Consider the following 18,628-nt stretch of genomic DNA (forward strand, 5'->3'; position numbering starts at 1 on the left):
GAATGAAGGAAATCATATGGGGATAGAAATTCATTTATTAGGGACACCACGGATACAAGTAGATGGGCAAGATGTCTTTTTTACGTATGGCAAAGTGCAAGCGCTCATTTATTATATGGTGGTGAAAGGAGTAGCCCTCCGAGATGAAATCAGTGGTTTATTGTGGCCGGAAAAATCAGAGGTCAACGCCAGAAAAAACTTAAGAAATGCCATTTATGAGGCAAAAAAGCTATTGGGGGCAGATGTATTTGTATCACCGAGAAATGCTGTATTACAATGGAATCCCACGTCGCATATCTATGTGGATGTCCATCAATTTCAAAGGAATCCTAAACAATATATAGATATTTACAAAGGGGAATTTTTACAAGGGTTTTATGTAAAAGATGCAGAGGCCTATGAGGACTGGTATTTAGGGGAACGAAGTCGATTAAAATCCATGTATATGGAGGCGGTTTATGACCTAGTAGACACAGGAATTGAGGAAAAAAATATCGCCTGCATTGAGCGATATATTCCGGTCCTATTGTCCTATGATCCCTATAACGAAGAGCGGTTTAGTGCAATTTTGGAACTGATCATGAGCCAAGGTTTCACGACCATGGGAAAACAATTATACCATCAACTACAATGTATTTATGCAGATGATTTAGATGAAAGTGTACCTAATTCGCTTCGGGAAGCTATGCATTTACCGAATGTGCAAAAGCAAGAGGCAGTATCTTTTGTCGAACATACAATGTTGAAAGGCCGTGATGCGGAAGCAGGGGAGGTACAAAAGTATTTGCACTATTTTGAGGATACCCCATTAGCCTTGCGTATCACAGGAGATACAGGAAGCGGTAAAACAAGTCTCGTAGAATATATACGAGATAGAGTAGAACCCTATCGATGTGTGTTAGAAAGCCAATGTTATGAAGAGGAACAAGGCTTGCTATTGCATGCGTGGATTCCTATTGTAGGAAAGATACTGGAAGAAATCGAATTACAAGGTCTGGAAAATATCGAATTACGCCGTATTTATGAAATCTTTCCGCAGTTAGACCGTCGTATGGCTCGAGATTTAGGGTTTTTAGAAGTGACGGAAGCATTGCCTTTTGATGTGGTGTACCAAGCAGTATCAAATTTGCTAGAACAGGTGTCGGAAGAAATTCCTTTCACATTGATCTTTGAGGATGTGCAGTGGATGGACTCCTTAAGTTTTTCTTTGTTGAGTTTGTTGCTCTTACATCATAGTTCTGAACGTCTTATGATGATTGTCACTGACGTAGATGAAGTAAAAGGTATGCATCGACGAACCTTGCAAAGTTTAGAACGGCAGAAAGCATTACAAAGTATTTCCTTGTTGCCTTTATCAGACGAACGAATGCGAGCCTTTATTCTCGACCGAGAACCTACGTTACAGGATACAGACATAGTGGATCAATTAGTAGAAGTCAGTCGAGGCAGTCTGTTGGTGCTCATAGAAAGTATGCAACTATGGAAAGAATATGGCTCCATTTATGGTTTGACCAAAGATATGGAACTACTATATAGCAAGAAATGTGATACTTTATCGGAAGAAGAGCGAAAATTGGTGGATTTTATCAGCTTATTCTACAATGAAGCACCATTGGGCATGATTGAATACTATATGGGCTTGGATAAATTGCGCCTTTTACAAACTTTAGAGGAATTGGAAAGGAAAGGGTTCATTGATTATCGTACACAACATGGTGAAGTGCAATACAGTTTGCGTCAATATAAGTGCAAAGAGTATTTACGGGACCAAATGGCAGTGGACCGGCGTCAAATTTTACATGCCTATTTAGGGGAAGCCTGGGAAAAACGATTGACTCACTCCAAGGAAGATATGATTCGCTATAAGCAATTGGAGTTTCACTTCCGTGAAGCGGGACAATACCAAAAAGCTCTAATGTATAAATTGAAGTCCTTTATGCATTATTTAAACTTTAATAAAGATGCCTCTCCAGAACTTGGGGTAGGAGAATTATCCTCTGTCTATGCAGGGTACTTTATGGGAGAAGTAACGGGGAAAGCCTTACAGGAAATAGAAGATGAGTTAGAGCGTGTATACACATTATATGGAGATGTGCCAGACGTACGTGCTTTAGAATTACCTTATTTATATGGAGCAGGCAAATACTATATGAGTATCGGTGATAAAGAACGAGGTTTACGATACTTTCAAGAATTATTAGAAGAAAGTACAGAGCAAGAAGCATCAAATTATAAGTTGAAAGCTTATAAAGAGATGATTTATTATCACTTACAAATGCGCCATGTTCTTGAAATACATCAATACACGTCCAAGGCGTTGGACCTAGCAGAACAGTATCATTTCAAAAAAGAAATAGGTGTTATACTGCGATTGAAAGCATTGGCTTTCATTATGGAAGGTGCAGTAGAGCAAGCTGCTCCGCTCTTAACAGAATCCATACGATTATTCTCGGTAACCCAAACGGTAGCGCGCAGATATGCTATCAATATTGGGGCTGCGTATAACTACTTGGGAGATATTGAAAAAAGTCGGTCTCGTCTAGAGACAGCATTAGAGATGTATCAAAAAGCATTAGACTACTGCGACAAAACAGAGTTATATAGTTCATGGATTGTATTTGCCACCAATGCGGGTATGACTGCCTTTGCATTGCAGAAGTATGAATTAGCGACCACGTATTTTCAAAAGTCCTATGAATTATGCTTGCAATATACCATAAGTCGACGGAGACCGACTATTGAGGCGTACCTTGGGTTGTTAGCACGAATTCAAGGGGATATACATACAGCTGTGACCTATTTGGAATCTGCCCAATCTCATGGCGTAGTAGAGCAACATGGACAAGAAGTTGGGCGCGTGCATTGGGCTATTTATTTCCTCAAAACTGAGTATCCTAGTGCAGAGGTGGACCAAGCGTTTTCTGAAAGTTTGGCTACCTATGGTACAATAGCATTGCAACAATTAGATGGCTATGGAGATGTATGGGAACGAACGTACCTAACACAGTTGCTCCAAGCCGAGTAAGTACAAAAGAAGGAGATCCTACATGGATATAGTGTTAAATCCCATAGTCTTATCAGTCATCGCCATGTCGATTCTGTGTTTGCTGCGATTTAACGTGTTGTTATCAGTTATCGTAGCTTCATTGGTAGCAGGTCTGGCAGGGGGCATGACGGTAACCACTACGATTGAGTCTTTAATCGGTGGTATGGGTGGCAATTCAGAAACCGCATTTAGTTATATTTTATTGGGCGCCTTAGCCATTGTCATTGGTCGATCGGGGCTAGCCACAGTTGTGACTAAAAAGATTACCAATATTGTAGGTACAAAAAAAGTGGCATTTACCTTGCTCATCGCCTTTGTATCCTGTTTTTCACAAAATTTAATTCCTGTGCACATCGCTTTTATTCCTATTTTGATTCCACCTCTATTAGTGGTTATGAATCGTATGAAATTAGATCGTAGAGCAGTCGCATGCGCCTTAACATTTGGTCTAAAAGCACCTTATGTATCATTGCCAGTTGGCTTTGGCTTACTGTTTATGACCATTATCAAAGATCAAATGGTAGCTAACGGCGTGAATGTATCTATTTCAGATATAGCTTCTGTTATGTGGATTGGTGGTATATCGATGGTGGTAGGATTATTGCTTGCCATTGTGTACTATAGTCGAAACCGTGAGTATAAAGATATTGCCGTAGTACAAGAAGAAAGTACCGATGAAGCATCTCGTATGACGGCGGATTGTTGGAAAGGTTTGGTAGGAGCAGCGGTAGCCTTTGTGGCGCAGCTCTATTTTAAATCCCTACCTATAGGTGCTCTTGCTGGATTGGCAGTATTTTTTGCGACAGGACTTATCAAATGGTCTAAAATGGATGAAGATGTGGATGGCGGTATTCGCATGATGGGGACTATAGCCTTTGTTATGTTAATTGCAGCAGGTTATGCAAATGTATTACGAGAAACAAACTCTGTAGAACATTTAGTAGCAGCCACAGTATCTATTATTGACTCCAAATTAGTTGGAGCTATCGTGATGCTCGTTGTAGGACTACTGATTACTATGGGTATTGGTACATCCTTTGGTACGATTCCTGTTATTGCGTCCATATATATCCCTATGGGATTGCATTTAGGATTTTCTGTGCCAGCTATTATTTTGCTAATCGGTATTGCAGCGGCACTAGGTGATGCGGGGTCACCTGCATCAGATTCTACATTAGGACCTACATCAGGACTCAATGCAGATGGACAACATAATCATATATGGGATACTTGCGTACCAACGTTTATATTCTATGACATTACTTTGTTAATCGGTGGTGTTGTAGGGGCGCTGGTGTTATAATACAAAAGGACTGTCACAAAATGTAGAAATACATTGTACGACAGTCCTTTATCGTATTTTATAAAATCAAGTAAGCTGGGGTCAAACTGGGGTCAAACTGGGGTCAACTTGAAAAAGTTGCGATAATCAATTTTAGTGCTACATAACAAAAGAACCGCACAGTTGTACGGTTCTAAGTGTGGTGGAACACCAGGGGTTCGAACCCTGGACCCTCTGATTAAGAGTCAGATGCTCTGCCAGCTGAGCTAGTGTTCCATAAGATAAGTTAAAGTATGGTTTTATTATAGTCCTATCATTCAATTTTGTAAACGAAAAATTTAGAAATCACATAGGAAATTACTTGCTATTTAATAGGTTCTATGTAATAATAGAGGAGTCAGGAATTGCCTGGCTTTTTTAGATTGCATTTGACATAGACTTCCACTTGTGGTAGTCTATATTAGTATGTTTATGAAGTAATAGCCGTCTAGGCACTTTAAAGAGAGGTGTAAACTGATGCGTAACGCAGTAACAATGGCTTGTACTGAATGCAAGCAACGTAACTATCAGACAAACAAAAACAAAAAAAATAACCCAGATCGTATTGAAATGAATAAATTCTGTAAATTCTGTGGTAAACACACGTTACACCGTGAAACAAAATAATTTTTAATTATTTGTTGACGTGAGGATGTGATATCATGGCAGGAACTAATTCAAAAGCTCAAGCACAACAAAACAATAACGGTAAATTCGTTCGTGAAGTGCGCTCTGAGCTCAAGAAAGTAGTCTGGCCTACGAAAAAAGAACTTGTGAACTATACGATTGCAGTATTTGTAGCGGTAATTATTATTTCTGCTATTATTGGTATCGTTGACACAGTGTTTGCAGAACTTTTTAAATTGTTAAAGAGTGCTGTAAGGTAGGAGGCCTTTTTGATGGGAACAGATAAAAAGTGGTATGTCTTACATACTTACTCAGGCTACGAAAACAAAGTAAAAACCACTTTGGAGTTGAAAGTTCAAGCTATGGGGATGGAAGATGTGATTTCTCGCATCTTAATTCCGATGGAAGATGAAATCGACGAAAAAGATGGCGTAAAAAAAGTAGTAAAACGCAAAGTCTTTCCAGGCTATGTGCTGGTAGAAATGGAAGTGAATGACGAATCTTGGTACGTGGTGCGTAATACACCAGGTGTTACAGGATTTGTTGGTTCTGTAACAAAGCCAGTGCCACTATCTGATTCTGAAGTAGCTTATATCTTGAAGTCTCAAGGTTTAGATCAAGAACCAGTACAAACTCTTGATGTTGAAGTAGGAGAAACTGTCCGAATTACATCCGGTGCCTTTGAAGATAGAACAGGCGTTATTACTGAAATCAATCACGAACATGCAAAACTACGTTTGAACGTAGAGATGTTTAATCGTGAAACCCCAGTAGAGGTAGAATATTCTCAAGTTGAGAAAATTCTTTAATATATTATATAACTCTAACCTTTTTAGGCGGCCGGGAGGTTGCCAGTGGGAGGGGCAATTTCGCTCCGTTACCACCACATTTTGACGCAAGGAGGTGTAATCACCATGGCTAAAAAAGTTAGTAAAGTTGTGAAATTACAGTGCGAGGCTGGTAAAGCGAGTCCAGCGCCACCGATTGGTCCAGCTTTGGGTCAAGCAGGTGTTAACATCATGGGCTTCGTTAAAGAATTTAACGAAAGAACAGCTCAACAAGCTGGTCTTATCATCCCAGTTGTTATTACTGTATACGAAGATAGAAGCTTCACTTTCATCACAAAAACTCCACCAGCTGCAGTTTTATTGAAAAAAGCAGCAGGTATCCCAAAAGGATCTGGAGTACCTAACCGTGATAAAGTAGCTAAAGTTGGTCGCGATAAAGTTCGTGAAATCGCTGAACTTAAAATGCCTGACCTAAATGCTAACACTGTTGAGCAAGCTATGCGTATGGTAGAAGGTACTGCACGTAGCATGGGCATTGAAATCGTTGATTAATTAGCGTACGGTATGTGACTCACATATCGGTGGGAGGGACATCCCGTTACACCACATAAGGAGGAATAAAAATGGCAAAAGTAGGTAAGAAATATGCTGAAGCAGTAAAACTTATCGAAGCAGATAAATTCTACGAACCAGTAGAAGGTATTGAATTAGTTAAGAAAACTGCCACTGCAAAATTCGACGAAACAATCGAAATCGCTTTCAATTTAAACGTCGATCCTAAATACGCTGATCAACAAGTTCGTGGTGCCGTTGTATTACCACATGGTACAGGTAAAACTCAACGCGTACTCGTATTTGCGAAAGGCGACAAAATTAAAGAAGCTGAGGATGCTGGCGCAGATATCGTTGGTTCCGAAGAATTAGTAGCAAAAGTACAAGGTGGTTTCAGCGACTTCGACGTTGTTGTAGCTACTCCTGACATGATGGGCCAAGTTGGTCGTTTAGGTAAAATTTTAGGTCCTAAAGGCTTAATGCCAAACCCTAAAGTTGGTACTGTAACACCTGACGTAGCTCGTGCTGTTAGCGAAATTAAAGCAGGTAAAATCGAATACCGTACAGACAAAGCTGGTATTATTGCTTGTCCTATCGGTAAAGCATCTTTCGACGATGCGAAATTACTTGACAATTTCCGTACAATCGTTGATACTATTGTTAAAGCTAAACCTGCAGCAGCTAAAGGTCAATACATTAAAACTGTGACACTTAGCTCCACTATGGGTCCTGGCGTTCCTATGAACGTGTTTAAATTAACAAGCACTAACAAGGAACAATAATTATATATGTTCTCTTAGCTGTAGACGGCTGGCATCATCTGATTTAATGAGGAAACTCGCCCGCTGAGGCTGAATCCAATCTATTATGGAATGGTTCTCGACCTCAACGTCTTCGTTGAGGTCGTTTTTACGCTAAGATAGTACATAGAAAATCACCAAAAATCTACAAGGAGGTATTCTAATGGCTGTCACTCAACAAAAACAAGCAGTTGTAGCTCAAATGAAAGAAACTCTTTCTCAAGCGAAAGGTGCTGTATTAGTTGGTTATAGCGGTTTGACTGTTGCTCAAGTAACAGATCTTCGTCGTAAATTCTTGGCTGAAGGTGTAGAATACAAAGTAATTAAAAATACTTTGACTCGCATCGCTGCTAACGAATTAGGCTACGAAGCTTTCTCTGAGCATTTAGAAGGTCCTACTGCATTAGCAACTTCTAGCACAGACGCTGTAGCTCCAGCTCGTATTCTTGAAAACTTCATTAAAGATACAAAAACTGAAGCTTTAACTGTAAAAGCTGGTATTGTGGAAGGTGAAGTTCTTGACGCTGCTAAAGTACAAGAAATTGCAAACTTGCCGAACCGCGAAGGTATGCTTTCCATGCTTCTTTCCGTGCTTCAAGCTCCAGTTCGCAATGTAGCGTACGCAGTAAAAGCTGTTGCGGAAGCAAAAGACGAAACTGTTGCATAATAGCAACACAATTAACTAAGAAAACATATATCAAAAATGGAGGATATCAATCATGGCATTGAACATCGAAAACATCGTTGCTGAATTAGAAACTGCAACTATTTTAGAACTTAACGATCTTGTAAAAGCAATCGAAGACAAATTCGGCGTAACTGCTGCTGCTCCTGTAGCTGTAGCTGCTGCTGGTGCTGCTGCTGGCGGCGCTGACGCTAAATCCGAATTCGACGTAATTCTTAAAGACGCTGGTGCTTCCAAAATCAACGTAATCAAAGTTGTACGTGAAGCTACTGGTTTAGGCTTGAAAGAAGCTAAAGCTATCGTTGACGGCGCTCCTGCTCCTGTAAAAGAAGGCGTAGCTGCTGCTGACGCTGAAGCTTTAAAAGCTAAATTAGAAGAAGCTGGCGCTACAATCGAATTGAAATAATTGATTCGCTAGTTAAAACCCCTTGAACATTTGTGTTCGAGGGGTTTTTTGTATTTTCTAATATATATGATAGAATCCATATCAAAAGTATTCGATGTATGGTATACTAGATAGGTCTATAAAAATACTATGAACAATATAAAGATTGTAAAGGTTTAACATCATGACCATAGGGTATGAAGTAAGTCAATATATTAAACGTTAGAATAGAGGGCAGAATGAAATTAATTATATCCCCTAGTAAAACAAAAGATATAAAAGGCACATCAAGTGCACCTCAGTTTGCGCCACATATGACGGAACAAATTGTGGAACACATGCAAGGCATGTCAAAAGAAGCACTAGGAAAGGCTTTAAAAATAAAAGATACAGTCTTAGATGAAGTATATGCTTTTTATCAAAACTATGACAAAGAAGTAGAAGGTATGGCTGCGCTCAGCTATGATGGACTGTCTTTTAAAAACTTTAACTACGAAGTTTTATCATCAGATGGAAAAGCGTTTGCGAATACCCATATATGGATTGGGTCAGCTTTGTATGGCTTAGTAGCTCCTAATAGTGGAATCAAAGGATATCGACTAGATTTAATTGATCCTGTCCTAAAAGAACAAAAAACTAATCTTTATATTTGGTGGCAACCCTTAGTAGATGCCGCTGTAGCAGAGGAAGATTGGATACTAAATTTGGCATCTAAAGAATATTCTAAATGGATTAACCACCCTAAGATAGTGACTATCGAGTTTTTAGAACATCGTCAGGGTGTATGGAAACAGCTGAGTACATCTTCAAAACAAATGCGTGGTTCTTTGGCGCATTATATCTGTGAACATCAAATTACGGAACTTTCACAGTTGCCGAAGGAATTAAAAGGATTTGTATTGGATCCATTGCCGGAAATAATAGATGGGTCAATTACCATTGCCTATCGCAAGGAATTATAAGTATAATATGTATTCTAATAGAGGAAATATGACAGTAGATAGCATTTTACAGAAAGATCTTGTCGGAGATGAGTGGTTAACGGAAGAGGAATTGCGATTTCTCATGACCATTACTGATGAAGGTGAATTACAAAAGATATATAAAAAAGCCTATGAGGTGAAAGCTGCTTACGTAGATAAAGTGGCGTATTACCGTGGACTCATTGAGTTTTCCAATCGTTGTATTAAAAACTGCTTATATTGTGGCATACGTCATGAAAACAACAAAACAGAACGATTCGATATGTCGCGTGATGATGTATTGAAAATGGCAAAATGGGCCTATGACCATGAATATGGCTCTTTGACCTTGCAATCTGGAGAACGTACAGATGATGCTTTTGTAGAGTATGTGGTGGAACTTATCCGAGATATTAAAAAGTTAAGCAATCATGAGCTAGGTATCACTATGTGTGTAGGGGAGCAATCGGAAGAAGCCTATAGACGTATGCGCGAGGCAGGTGCGGACCGTTATCTTCTTCGCATTGAAACGACGAATAAAGACTTATTTGAGATGATTCATCCTAAGGATGCGTTGCACTCCTTTGAGACTCGTGTGAATTGCTTACAATCTTTGCGTAAGGTAGGATTTCAAGTAGGTACAGGTGTTATGATTGGTTTACCAGGGCAAACATTAGATGATCTTGTAAATGATATTTTATTTTATCGTGATATGGACATCGATATGATTGGTATGGGACCGTATGTGGTACATCATGATACACCATTAGGCCAGCGCGCTTTAGAATTAGGTATTGATTCGCAAGAGGGCAAATTAGAACGAGTGCAGTTAGGCTTAAAAATGATTGCTTTAACACGGTTATTCTTGAAAGATGTAAATATTGCGGCTACCACAGCGCTACAAGCCTTAGATAAATTAGGTCGTGAAAAAGGTTTGGCAGCGGGAGCCAATATCTTGATGCCGATCATTACTGTGCCAGAGCATCGTGCGAAATATTTGTTGTACGATAATAAGCCTTGTGTCGATGATAATGCAGACCAATGTAAAGAATGTTTAACTCGTAGAGTTATGTCTATTGGTGATCGTGTAGGCTGGAAACAACAAGGTAATTCACAACATTACAAAAAACGGATTCGATAATTTCATGTGAGGTGAATGATGAATTTATTAAATGAAATATTACGACATAATCGAGAATTTTTGGATAGTACTAGCCAAGAACATGGAGATGAACCTCCAACAGTGAGCAAGGTGCCAACCCGTGAAATTGCAATATTAACTTGTATGGATACGCGCTTGGTAAACTTTATGGAACAAGCCCTTGGCATTGAACGAGGTCATGCAAAAGTGATTAAATCGGCGGGCAACTCCATTTCAGGTATGTTCGACAGCGTGGTACGTAGTTTGCTTGTGTGTATTTACGAGTTAGGCGTATCTGAAATTTTTGTTATCGGTCACTACGAATGTGGCATGGCAAAAACGACTTCTGAAAGCTTAACTACAGCTATGTTATCTAGAGGTGTTTCTCCAGATGCAATCCAAATGGTTCGTCATGAATTAGAGCATTGGGCTGATGGATTTTCACACCCAGTGGACAATGTACAAGAAACGGTCAGCATGCTTCGTATGAACCCGTTGATTCCTAAGGATGTAGCAGTTCATGGATTGATGATGCATCCAAATTCTGGAGAAGTAGAAGTGGTAGAAGTTGGCTATGAACTATAAAAAGTGATTGACAAATAGAATCAACTTGTGATATCCTTAATGGGTATCATGGAGGATTACTCAAGAGGCTGAAGAGGACGGTTTGCTAAATCGTTAGGTCGGGTTACCGGCGCTAGGGTTCGAATCCCTAATCCTCCGCCACAGACAAGAGCACATATGCAAGCATGTGTGCTTTTTTGTTTTCTCAAAAGTCAAAAATCGTCAAATAAACGTCAAAAAGTTATAATTTATATGCGTTCTAGTTATAATTAAATTTGATTTAATAAAAAGACTATAAAAAGTGTTATAAAAAATAGTTTATGAGATAATAACTATCTGTCATTTCACAAAATAAGCAGACTCTTGTATACTACAGTCATGCAATAAGAACACACACTCTAAGGTGTGTATACAAGGAAGGAAGTAACTAATATGAGTTTAGTAACAGCATGGATAGAAAATTTAAAAAAACATCGTTTAGAAGCATGTGAAGCAAGCCAATGCAAAGATAATAGCATTAAAGGCTGGCCACATCCTTGGACTTCTGAATTGCAAGATGAAGAAGTTGTAGAAGTATTTGTAGCAGAATGCTGCAATAATTAATTTAGCGTACTTTCCCTTTATATAGAGGACTCCAACAAGAAGCACAAAAAACCACGGTGAAGGAAGACACCGTGGTTTTTTGTTGCGATTTTGGGAAATCCCATATCATTTGTTTATCAGAGATAGATTAGAAACTTTATTAGTCTATTACATAACTGATTTATGTGGTATGAGAAGACGTACCGCAGGAGGTCTACTACTCTATTACCAATTATGTATATATTGTATTTAGACATCAGTCTTCAGGTATATCAGTAGTATACGGCAATTCTACCATGCGAACCTCTTGTAATTGCCAGGTTAAGTTACCACCAGTTAGATTCGTCAAATTAGTTTCTAAGGAAGTCACAGCTTCTGGTTCTACATAGATTTCAATAGATACTAGATCTGTAAACGATGCTGTATAGTGAAGCGCTAGAGTTTGTAGTTGGCGCTCTATGGCTCCAAAGTTAGAATAATCTATGGAGATAGTCACAATTTGACGAGGTGCAATGAGTAGTTTAGGTCCTTCTTGGACAGCCTTGGCTGCACTATGAGAGTACGCACGAATGAGTCCTCCTGCACCTAACTTAATACCTCCGAAATAACGAGTAACTACGACAGCTACGTTTGTAATGCCTGTTTTTTTTAATACTTCTAGCATCGGTTTTCCTGCCGTCCCTGAGGGCTCTCCATTGTCAGAGGAACGCTGTTGTTCTTGGCGAGAGCCGATAGCATAGGCGGTGCAGTTGTGAGTAGCATCCCAAAATTCTTTGGATATACGTTGGATAAATGTTTGTGCTTCTGCTTCAGTAGTAACAGGAGCGATAGTAGAAATGAAACGTGACTTTTCTATGATATATTCAGTTCTAAATTCATTAGCTATGGTGATATAAGATTGTGGAATGTCTGACATAGGAACTCCTGGATAAGAATAATAAAAATGAGATTACAATCATTGAATACCTTTAGTATAACATAAGTTAGTGGAACACTGTTGCTATACGAAATATAGAGTGTTAGATCTGTATAATCGGACAGCATAATACGGACAGGATACAATAGTTTGTGTAAACACGGTGGGTTAGACAATCGATAGCTATTAAATCGGTGTAAGCCATATACTGCGAGATTTGTATAAGGTATATACAGTTAGATTTGTATAGTCCATGTACTATGAAATAGGTTGGATATATGTTAATATATTTATATTGAGAAATTTAAATATCTTTCATGTAGAACCATATATCATTAGGAGGAATCATGCGTAAAGAAGAATTTTCTATTATCGGCATGCACTGCGCAGCTTGTGTAGGGCGTGTAGAAAAAGTGGTCAGTAAGTTAGAAGGTGTGGCTGATGTAAAAGTCAACTTGCTCACCAATAAAGGAACGGTAGCGTATACAGATGATAGCACGATTGGTGCTACAGAAGTCATCGCTGCCATTGAAAAAATTGGATTTGAAGCACATATTGCTACTGATGCGGATATGAAGGTAGAAAAACCATCTCATAAAGGGCAATATATCCGCTTAGGCGTGGCTGCTCTCATGGCTATTCCGATGATGGTGTCCATGATGGGGCACTATTTATGGCATTGGCCTATGTTATCGCATGAGGTTGAATTGGTGTTAGCTACGATTGCTCAGTTTGGGGCGGGCTGGATTTTTTACACTAGCGCTTTTGCAGCCATTCGTAGTGGTACACTTACCATGGATGTGCTAGTCGCATTGGGAACTTCCGTAGCCTATGGATTTAGCATTTACCAAATGGCAGTGGGGAATCACGATGTATATTTTGAAACTTCGGCATGGTTAATTACTTTTATATTATTGGGCAAACTATTAGAAGATATTGCTAAGGGTCGTACGTCTGAGGCCATTCAAAAATTAGTGGCATTACAACCTAGCGTGGCCCATGTGGAACGCAATGGGGAGTGGATGGACATTCCTACGAAGGAGATTGTCCTAGGTGACAAGATCCAAGTGCGGGCCGGCGAAAAAGTGCCAGTAGATGGAATTATTTTAGAAGGTCATTCCACAGTGGATGAGGCTATGTTGACAGGTGAAAGCGTACCTGTAGAAAAAGGTCAGTCTAGTCAAGTCATAGGCGCTACAGTTAACATGTCGGGCACATTTATTATGAAAGCCACTGCTATTGGGGAGGAAACTATGTTATCCCAAATCATCAAAGTAGTGGAACAAGCGCAAGCATCTAAAGCGAGCATTCAGCGTATCGCGGATGTGGTAGCATCCTATTTTGTGCCGGTAGTCATCGGTATTGCCATTCTTACCATGATTATTTGGTATTTTGCATTAGGATCTACGGTAGGAAAAGCTTTATTATATGGCACAGCTGTGCTTGTAATTGCCTGCCCGTGCGCCTTGGGATTGGCGACACCCACATCCATTATGGTAGGTTCAGGCCTTGGGGCAGAACATGGTGTGCTTATTAAAAGCGCAGAATTTTTAGAAAAAGCAGGTCATATCAATGCGATCATCATGGATAAAACTGGGACTTTAACAGAAGGAAAGCTATCTGTTACGAAAGTGATATATACAGCAGGTGATGAAATGTATAACTTAGCTTTCACAGTGAATCTTGAAAAAGGTTCTACTCACCCTATTGCACAAGCCATTGCTAAATACGGTGCTAGCAAAGGCGTGCCACAAATGATCGTGAAAGACTTCCAAGATATTCCAGGAAAAGGATTGGAAGGACGTATAGCGGATAAATTGATTCGGGTTGGTCATACTCGCTGGATGCAAGAACTAGGTATTGATATCACGCCATGGCAAGGAGAGATCCACAGTCTGGAAGAACAAGGCAATTCTGTATCCGTCTTGTTAGTAGACGGCACAGTACACGGTATTTGGGCTGTAGCAGATACATTGCGTCCAGAAACTCCTGAGGTTGTAAAGGCTTTACAAGAGCAAGGCATCGATGTGTGGATGGTCACAGGAGACAATGCGCGCACAGCGAACTATATAGCTGCCCAAGCAGGAATTACTCACGTAGTAGCGGAAGTACTGCCACAAGATAAAGCAAATACCATCGCCACATTACAAAGTCAAGGAAAATCCGTTGGCATGGTGGGAGATGGTATCAATGATGCGCCAGCTTTAGCGCTAGCAGATATTGGATTTGGTATCGGTCATGGTACGGACGTAGCCATTGAGGCGGCGGATATCGTATTAGTGCGAAATGATTTGCGCACCTTAGTACAAGCCGTGACGATTAGTCGTAAAACGATGACAAATATTAAACAAAATTTATTCTGGGCATTGATCTTTAACTGCATTGGTATTCCGCTGGCAGCCATGGGCTATTTAAGCCCTATCATTGCCGGCACCGCCATGGCATTTAGCTCTGTTACGGTGGTGAGCAATGCGTTGCGATTAAAACGTGCAAAAGTGTAATCATTCACGTATATGATGATCCGGAGAAGTTCATAACTGTATTGTAATATCTATGGAATAGGATATACATGGATATTCAACGTATGATCTACAATAAAAAAGGACTATAACAAATACGATTTAGGTACGATTTGTTATAGTCTTTTTTAGAAATATGATACCAAATGTTGAGACTATGTATACGCGAGTGGTCAGTCATAGTTTTTACACAAAAATAGAACCCCAACTCAAGGGAAGAAGAGTTGGGGTTTTGTTTTGGACATCGTCCTATCTATTTCACTCAAAGGTTGGGGTATATTCTAATAGTATGGGCGTACGTATTTGAATCAACCTTTTTTGTGCTTACATTTACCAGCTGTGTTGCCGCTCATAATGCGGTTGAACATAGCATGGATTTCCTCGGAAGATTGACCTTCTTCACGAGCTGCTTCAATATGACGCATTGCCATATCGTAGCGTGCTAATTTTTCTGGATCGTTCGCGTAAAATTCGCGACCTTTGTGTCCACATGCCATAGGAATAGCCTCCTTTTACAATATAGTTTATACTTATTAACTTGCTCATTGAGAACTCCTGTACATCTTGTACCTGTCCTCTGGTATTATAATAAAGTATATGGTTGTGGTGGAGTCAACAAATAAAAAGAATTATTTTTATAATTTTTTATATTTATCGATAACCATTGATATCATAGGTTTTTTTAATCTGAAAGCTTAGAAATAGGGCTTTTTTATGAGAATTAATTTAATAATATAGTAAAATACATGAATGAAAGTCAATATGTAAAAAGCCCGTAGTTATGCTATAGTATAGGTATAGATAAAACTATATACCAATAGTTTAGTTTCAACGAAAAAATTATATATTATACGAAATAAAATAATTAAGATTATTATACATAGTACAAATATTGAGACAGTATTAAATGTAATACATGTATTAAAAGTGTTACATGTATTAAATCTATTAGAAGACCTAAATGCCTGTTGGAAATACAGTAGAAAGGATAGTATCTATGCGAAATATTTATATGACGATTGGAGATGTGTCGAAAATTTATGGCATATCAAAACAAACAATTCTATATTATGAAAAATTAGGACTATTTCTGCCAGCAAAAATTGAAGATAATGGATACCGTTATTACACATTAGAAGAGTGCTATCGATTAGAGATTATTTTGACCCTAAAAAAACTAAATCTATCCTTGAAAGATATTCAAGATTATGTGGAACATCGAGGTCCGCATATGTTGAAAAGCTTATTAGAAGATGCACGCTATGGCTTTGATCGGGAGATTAATGATTTATATACAAATAAAATGAATTTAGAGAGAACCTTATTTAACTTAGAACGATATTTAAAAATACCTAAAAATCGTTTGTTCTTTGGTATGAAAGAAGAATCTTTCTATGCACTAACTCCTTATGATGCAACAGAAAAAGGAAAGAAAAAGTTATTTACTTTATTAGAACATCAAGCTAGGCTTATAGAGGAAGTCCCTTTTAAAGCTATTCAAATTGGTATGGCTATCGATGGAGAAGACTATGAACAGGGAGATATCATCAAGTACAGCCATTATTGTACAGATGTAGGGTTTGATTATGAAGGAGATATGGAGATTGTTACTCGTCCTAGAGGGATGTATCTAGAAATGTTTTATACGGGGCTTTATGAAGAACAGGCTCAGTGGATGTACGATAAAGTAAGTAGTTATTTATCTTATGAGGGATTACAAATTGCAGGTTCCGTATATATAGAACCAGTACGGAATTATTGGACAGAGACAAAACGTGAAGACTATTTATCTAAAATTACAGTACCTGTTGAGGAATAGATGAAACATGTATGCTGAAAGAATTGGAAACAAAATATAAAAATGAGTTACCATAAGACGCGATGTAGTACAAAATATAAGATGTTGTGGTATAGATTATTTTGTGTGTAAAGGCAATTCACTTTACAACTATTGACAAGTTAGGTAAATATTGGTAATATAGGGTGTAAATATTTTTTGCTTGACAGATGATGCTTTCAGAATGTTCAGAAGGAGGAACCATGGAAGAACGAATGACAATTAGTTTGTTGTTAGATTTTTATGGAGCCTTACTGACGGATCGACAACGAGAGTGTTATGCATTGCATCATGAAGATGATATGTCATTAGGTGAAATTGCAGAAGAGTTGAGTATCTCAAGGCAAGCGGTGCACGACAATATTGAACGTGCAAAAGCTAGTATGGAAGGATATGAACAAAAGCTACACCTTATTGAACAATATTTACTACGGCGAAAGATTGTAAAACAGGTTAAAGATGAATTAGCATCTATTGCCATTACATCTGAATCGATTCAGTCATTATTAACACAATTGGAGGGCTAGTATGGCTTTTGAAAATTTAACGCATAAATTGCAAGAAGCCTTTGCATCCTTAAAGGGAAAAGGTAAAATTTCTGAAGAAGATGTTAACCTAGCGTTACGACAAGTTCGCTTTGCTTTGTTAGAAGCAGACGTAAACTTTGGAGTAGCGAAAGATTTCATTGCCCGTATCAAGGATAAAGCCTTGGGTGAGGAAGTGTTTGGTTCCTTGAACCCTGCGCAAACGGTTATTAAAATTGTGAATGACGAATTGACCGAGTTACTAGGTGGTACTGAAAGCCGGATTATGATTTCTCCGAAAGCACCAACCATCATTATGTTGGTTGGCTTGCAAGGGGCAGGTAAAACGACTACGGCTGGTAAGTTGTCTGTACACCTTCGTAAACAAGGTAAGAATCCTATGCTAGTAGCAGCCGATGTGTATCGCCCAGCAGCGATTAAGCAATTGCAAGTAGTGGGCGCTCAAATCGATGTTCCTGTATTCGCGAATGAAACGCCGGGTGCAAATCCAGTAGAGATTGCTAAAGCTGGTATTGAAGAGGCAAAACGCCTATTCAAAGACATTGTTATCATCGATACAGCAGGTCGACTTGCCATTGATGAAACCTTGATGGATGAATTGGCTAATATCAAGGCTGAAGTAAAACCTCACGAAATCTTGCTAGTGGTAGATGCCATGATTGGTCAAGATGCAGTGGGTACAGCAGAAGCATTTAATAATTACTTAGGCCTAGATGGTGTCATTTTGACGAAAATGGATGGCGATGCTCGTGGTGGTGCAGCTCTTTCTATTAAAGCGGTAACAGGAACACCTATTAAATTTACAGGTACTAGCGAAAAGATGGACGGCTTAGAAGTATTCCATCCTGATCGTATGGCATCTCGTATTCTTGATTTAGGCGATTTCAAAACATTGATTGAAAATGTGCAAAGTTCCATCGATGAAGAAGAAGCGAAAAAAATGGCTGAAAAGATGGCCAAAAATAGCTTTACCTTAGATGATTTCTTGGCACAAATGAATCAAATTCGTAAATTGGGTCCGTTGCAAAATTTATTGGGTATGTTGCCTGGTATGGGTAAATTGAAAGACCAGTTAGCGGGCTTTGACTTAGATAATAAAGAAGTACGTCAAATAGAGGCTATTATCAAATCTATGACGATGGCGGAACGTACAGATCCTAACATATTGAATGGTTCTCGTCGTAAACGTATTGCGGCAGGTTCCGGCACTACAGTGCATCGAGTGAATCAATTGATTAAACAATTTGAAGAGGCTCGTAAGTTTATGAAGCAAATGCAGTCTATGAGCAAAGGTAAGAAGGGCATGTTCCCTAAATTACCGTTCATGGGATAATATTCTATTTAAGGAGGTGAAAGAA

Annotated in this window: 19 protein-coding genes and 2 tRNA genes; 18 read left to right on the forward strand and 3 right to left on the reverse strand. The window is 38.9% G+C overall.

Translation table 11 applies throughout. From position 1 onward, the window contains the following. Positions 1-16 precede the first annotated feature (16 nt). Both EO127_RS04830 and EO127_RS04835 read left to right on the forward strand, forming a co-directional pair. Positions 17-3,025 carry an AAA family ATPase gene (locus tag EO127_RS04830; protein WP_127448234.1) on the forward strand — a complete coding sequence of 1,003 codons (3,009 nt, stop codon included), beginning with the start codon at positions 17-19 and terminating at the stop codon, positions 3,023-3,025. A gap of 22 nt (positions 3,026-3,047) precedes the next feature. Further along, a complete protein-coding gene (locus EO127_RS04835; RefSeq protein WP_127448235.1) occupies positions 3,048-4,349 on the forward strand; it encodes a Na+/H+ antiporter family protein in 1,302 nt (433 codons plus the stop codon). A gap of 179 nt (positions 4,350-4,528) precedes the next feature. Here the strand turns inward: EO127_RS04835 and EO127_RS04840 are convergent. Then, positions 4,529-4,604: transfer RNA gene (locus EO127_RS04840), tRNA-Lys, on the reverse strand. A gap of 240 nt (positions 4,605-4,844) precedes the next feature. Here EO127_RS04840 and rpmG point away from each other — a divergent pair. The 12 genes from rpmG to EO127_RS08720 all read left to right on the forward strand — a co-directional run bounded on the left by rpmG (position 4,845) and on the right by EO127_RS08720 (position 11,474). Beyond that, a complete protein-coding gene (rpmG, locus tag EO127_RS04845) occupies positions 4,845-4,994 on the forward strand; it encodes a 50S ribosomal protein L33 (protein WP_062401675.1) in 150 nt (49 codons plus the stop codon). A gap of 35 nt (positions 4,995-5,029) precedes the next feature. Continuing rightward, entirely contained in the window at positions 5,030-5,254 is a 225-nt protein-coding gene (gene secE / locus EO127_RS04850; protein ID WP_126939435.1) for a preprotein translocase subunit SecE, read from the forward strand. A gap of 12 nt (positions 5,255-5,266) precedes the next feature. Further along, positions 5,267-5,803 (forward strand): transcription termination/antitermination protein NusG, encoded by a 537-nt coding sequence (nusG, locus tag EO127_RS04855; RefSeq protein ID WP_127068181.1) that lies wholly within the window; start codon positions 5,267-5,269, stop codon positions 5,801-5,803. A gap of 105 nt (positions 5,804-5,908) precedes the next feature. Further along, the gene (gene rplK / locus EO127_RS04860; protein ID WP_062401677.1) at positions 5,909-6,334 is read left to right on the forward strand and encodes a 50S ribosomal protein L11; all 426 of its coding nucleotides are present in this window, start codon (positions 5,909-5,911) and stop codon (positions 6,332-6,334) included. Positions 6,335-6,405: 71 nt separating this feature from the next. Further along, the gene (rplA, locus tag EO127_RS04865; protein ID WP_126939437.1) at positions 6,406-7,116 is read left to right on the forward strand and encodes a 50S ribosomal protein L1; all 711 of its coding nucleotides are present in this window, start codon (positions 6,406-6,408) and stop codon (positions 7,114-7,116) included. A gap of 181 nt (positions 7,117-7,297) precedes the next feature. Continuing rightward, positions 7,298-7,801 carry a 50S ribosomal protein L10 gene (rplJ, locus tag EO127_RS04870; RefSeq protein ID WP_126939438.1) on the forward strand — a complete coding sequence of 168 codons (504 nt, stop codon included), beginning with the start codon at positions 7,298-7,300 and terminating at the stop codon, positions 7,799-7,801. A 52-nt stretch (positions 7,802-7,853) separates the two neighbouring features. Next, positions 7,854-8,225 carry a 50S ribosomal protein L7/L12 gene (gene rplL / locus EO127_RS04875; RefSeq protein WP_127068185.1) on the forward strand — a complete coding sequence of 124 codons (372 nt, stop codon included), beginning with the start codon at positions 7,854-7,856 and terminating at the stop codon, positions 8,223-8,225. A gap of 218 nt (positions 8,226-8,443) precedes the next feature. Beyond that, a complete protein-coding gene (locus EO127_RS04880; protein WP_127448236.1) occupies positions 8,444-9,166 on the forward strand; it encodes a YaaA family protein in 723 nt (240 codons plus the stop codon). Between the two features lie 28 nt (positions 9,167-9,194). Continuing rightward, positions 9,195-10,307: a [FeFe] hydrogenase H-cluster radical SAM maturase HydE gene (gene hydE / locus EO127_RS04885; RefSeq protein ID WP_127448237.1), complete on the forward strand. Its 1,113-nt coding sequence runs from the start codon at positions 9,195-9,197 to the stop codon at positions 10,305-10,307. Between the two features lie 18 nt (positions 10,308-10,325). Next, positions 10,326-10,892: a carbonic anhydrase gene (locus EO127_RS04890; protein ID WP_127068230.1), complete on the forward strand. Its 567-nt coding sequence runs from the start codon at positions 10,326-10,328 to the stop codon at positions 10,890-10,892. 50 nt (positions 10,893-10,942) lie between these two features. Continuing rightward, a tRNA-Ser gene (locus tag EO127_RS04895) sits at positions 10,943-11,033 on the forward strand. Positions 11,034-11,303: 270 nt separating this feature from the next. Further along, positions 11,304-11,474 (forward strand): hypothetical protein, encoded by a 171-nt coding sequence (locus EO127_RS08720; RefSeq protein ID WP_164742287.1) that lies wholly within the window; start codon positions 11,304-11,306, stop codon positions 11,472-11,474. Between the two features lie 235 nt (positions 11,475-11,709). On the opposite strand, the gene EO127_RS04900 is transcribed toward EO127_RS08720, so the two are convergent. Continuing rightward, entirely contained in the window at positions 11,710-12,369 is a 660-nt protein-coding gene (locus EO127_RS04900; protein WP_127448238.1) for a YigZ family protein, read from the reverse strand. A gap of 347 nt (positions 12,370-12,716) precedes the next feature. Between EO127_RS04900 and EO127_RS04905 the strand changes: the two genes are divergently transcribed. Beyond that, positions 12,717-14,870 (forward strand): cation-translocating P-type ATPase, encoded by a 2,154-nt coding sequence (locus EO127_RS04905; protein ID WP_127448239.1) that lies wholly within the window; start codon positions 12,717-12,719, stop codon positions 14,868-14,870. 326 nt (positions 14,871-15,196) lie between these two features. Here EO127_RS04905 and EO127_RS04910 read toward each other — a convergent pair whose 3' ends face one another. Further along, on the reverse strand, positions 15,197-15,385 hold the full coding sequence (locus EO127_RS04910) for a hypothetical protein (RefSeq protein ID WP_009353434.1): 189 nt from the start codon (positions 15,383-15,385) through the stop codon (positions 15,197-15,199). Positions 15,386-15,885: 500 nt separating this feature from the next. Between EO127_RS04910 and EO127_RS04915 the strand changes: the two genes are divergently transcribed. From EO127_RS04915 to ffh, 3 genes are all read left to right on the forward strand, one after another. After that, the gene (locus tag EO127_RS04915) at positions 15,886-16,707 is read left to right on the forward strand and encodes a MerR family transcriptional regulator (protein WP_164742288.1); all 822 of its coding nucleotides are present in this window, start codon (positions 15,886-15,888) and stop codon (positions 16,705-16,707) included. 221 nt (positions 16,708-16,928) lie between these two features. Beyond that, positions 16,929-17,252, forward strand: coding sequence for a YlxM family DNA-binding protein (gene ylxM, locus EO127_RS04920; protein ID WP_127448241.1), 324 nt, complete (start codon positions 16,929-16,931; stop codon positions 17,250-17,252). Between the two features lies 1 nt (position 17,253). After that, a complete protein-coding gene (ffh, locus tag EO127_RS04925; RefSeq protein WP_127448242.1) occupies positions 17,254-18,603 on the forward strand; it encodes a signal recognition particle protein in 1,350 nt (449 codons plus the stop codon). The last annotated feature ends 25 nt before the right edge of the window (positions 18,604-18,628 follow it).

Source organism: Veillonella sp. 3310 (assembly GCF_003999875.1).
In the GTDB taxonomy this organism is placed as follows: Bacteria; Bacillota; Negativicutes; order Veillonellales; family Veillonellaceae; genus F0422.

Bases quoted from the DNA above. Each gene is read 5' to 3' on its own strand.
- secE (WP_126939435.1), top strand. From the start codon at position 5,030: ATGGCAGGAACTAATTCAAAAGCTCAAGCACAACAAAACAATAACGGT.
- rplA (WP_126939437.1), top strand. From the start codon at position 6,406: ATGGCAAAAGTAGGTAAGAAATATGCTGAAGCAGTAAAACTTATCGAA.
- rplK (WP_062401677.1), top strand. From the start codon at position 5,909: ATGGCTAAAAAAGTTAGTAAAGTTGTGAAATTACAGTGCGAGGCTGGT.
- EO127_RS04830 (WP_127448234.1), top strand. From the start codon at position 17: ATGGGGATAGAAATTCATTTATTAGGGACACCACGGATACAAGTAGAT.
- ffh (WP_127448242.1), top strand. From the start codon at position 17,254: ATGGCTTTTGAAAATTTAACGCATAAATTGCAAGAAGCCTTTGCATCC.
- hydE (WP_127448237.1), top strand. From the start codon at position 9,195: ATGACAGTAGATAGCATTTTACAGAAAGATCTTGTCGGAGATGAGTGG.
- EO127_RS04905 (WP_127448239.1), top strand. From the start codon at position 12,717: ATGCGTAAAGAAGAATTTTCTATTATCGGCATGCACTGCGCAGCTTGT.
- EO127_RS04900 (WP_127448238.1), bottom strand. From the start codon at position 12,369: ATGTCAGACATTCCACAATCTTATATCACCATAGCTAATGAATTTAGA.
- EO127_RS04915 (WP_164742288.1), top strand. From the start codon at position 15,886: ATGCGAAATATTTATATGACGATTGGAGATGTGTCGAAAATTTATGGC.
- ylxM (WP_127448241.1), top strand. From the start codon at position 16,929: ATGGAAGAACGAATGACAATTAGTTTGTTGTTAGATTTTTATGGAGCC.
- EO127_RS04910 (WP_009353434.1), bottom strand. From the start codon at position 15,385: ATGGCATGTGGACACAAAGGTCGCGAATTTTACGCGAACGATCCAGAA.
- nusG (WP_127068181.1), top strand. From the start codon at position 5,267: ATGGGAACAGATAAAAAGTGGTATGTCTTACATACTTACTCAGGCTAC.
- EO127_RS04835 (WP_127448235.1), top strand. From the start codon at position 3,048: ATGGATATAGTGTTAAATCCCATAGTCTTATCAGTCATCGCCATGTCG.
- rpmG (WP_062401675.1), top strand. From the start codon at position 4,845: ATGCGTAACGCAGTAACAATGGCTTGTACTGAATGCAAGCAACGTAAC.
- EO127_RS04890 (WP_127068230.1), top strand. From the start codon at position 10,326: ATGAATTTATTAAATGAAATATTACGACATAATCGAGAATTTTTGGAT.
- rplL (WP_127068185.1), top strand. From the start codon at position 7,854: ATGGCATTGAACATCGAAAACATCGTTGCTGAATTAGAAACTGCAACT.
- EO127_RS04880 (WP_127448236.1), top strand. From the start codon at position 8,444: ATGAAATTAATTATATCCCCTAGTAAAACAAAAGATATAAAAGGCACA.
- EO127_RS08720 (WP_164742287.1), top strand. From the start codon at position 11,304: ATGAGTTTAGTAACAGCATGGATAGAAAATTTAAAAAAACATCGTTTA.
- rplJ (WP_126939438.1), top strand. From the start codon at position 7,298: ATGGCTGTCACTCAACAAAAACAAGCAGTTGTAGCTCAAATGAAAGAA.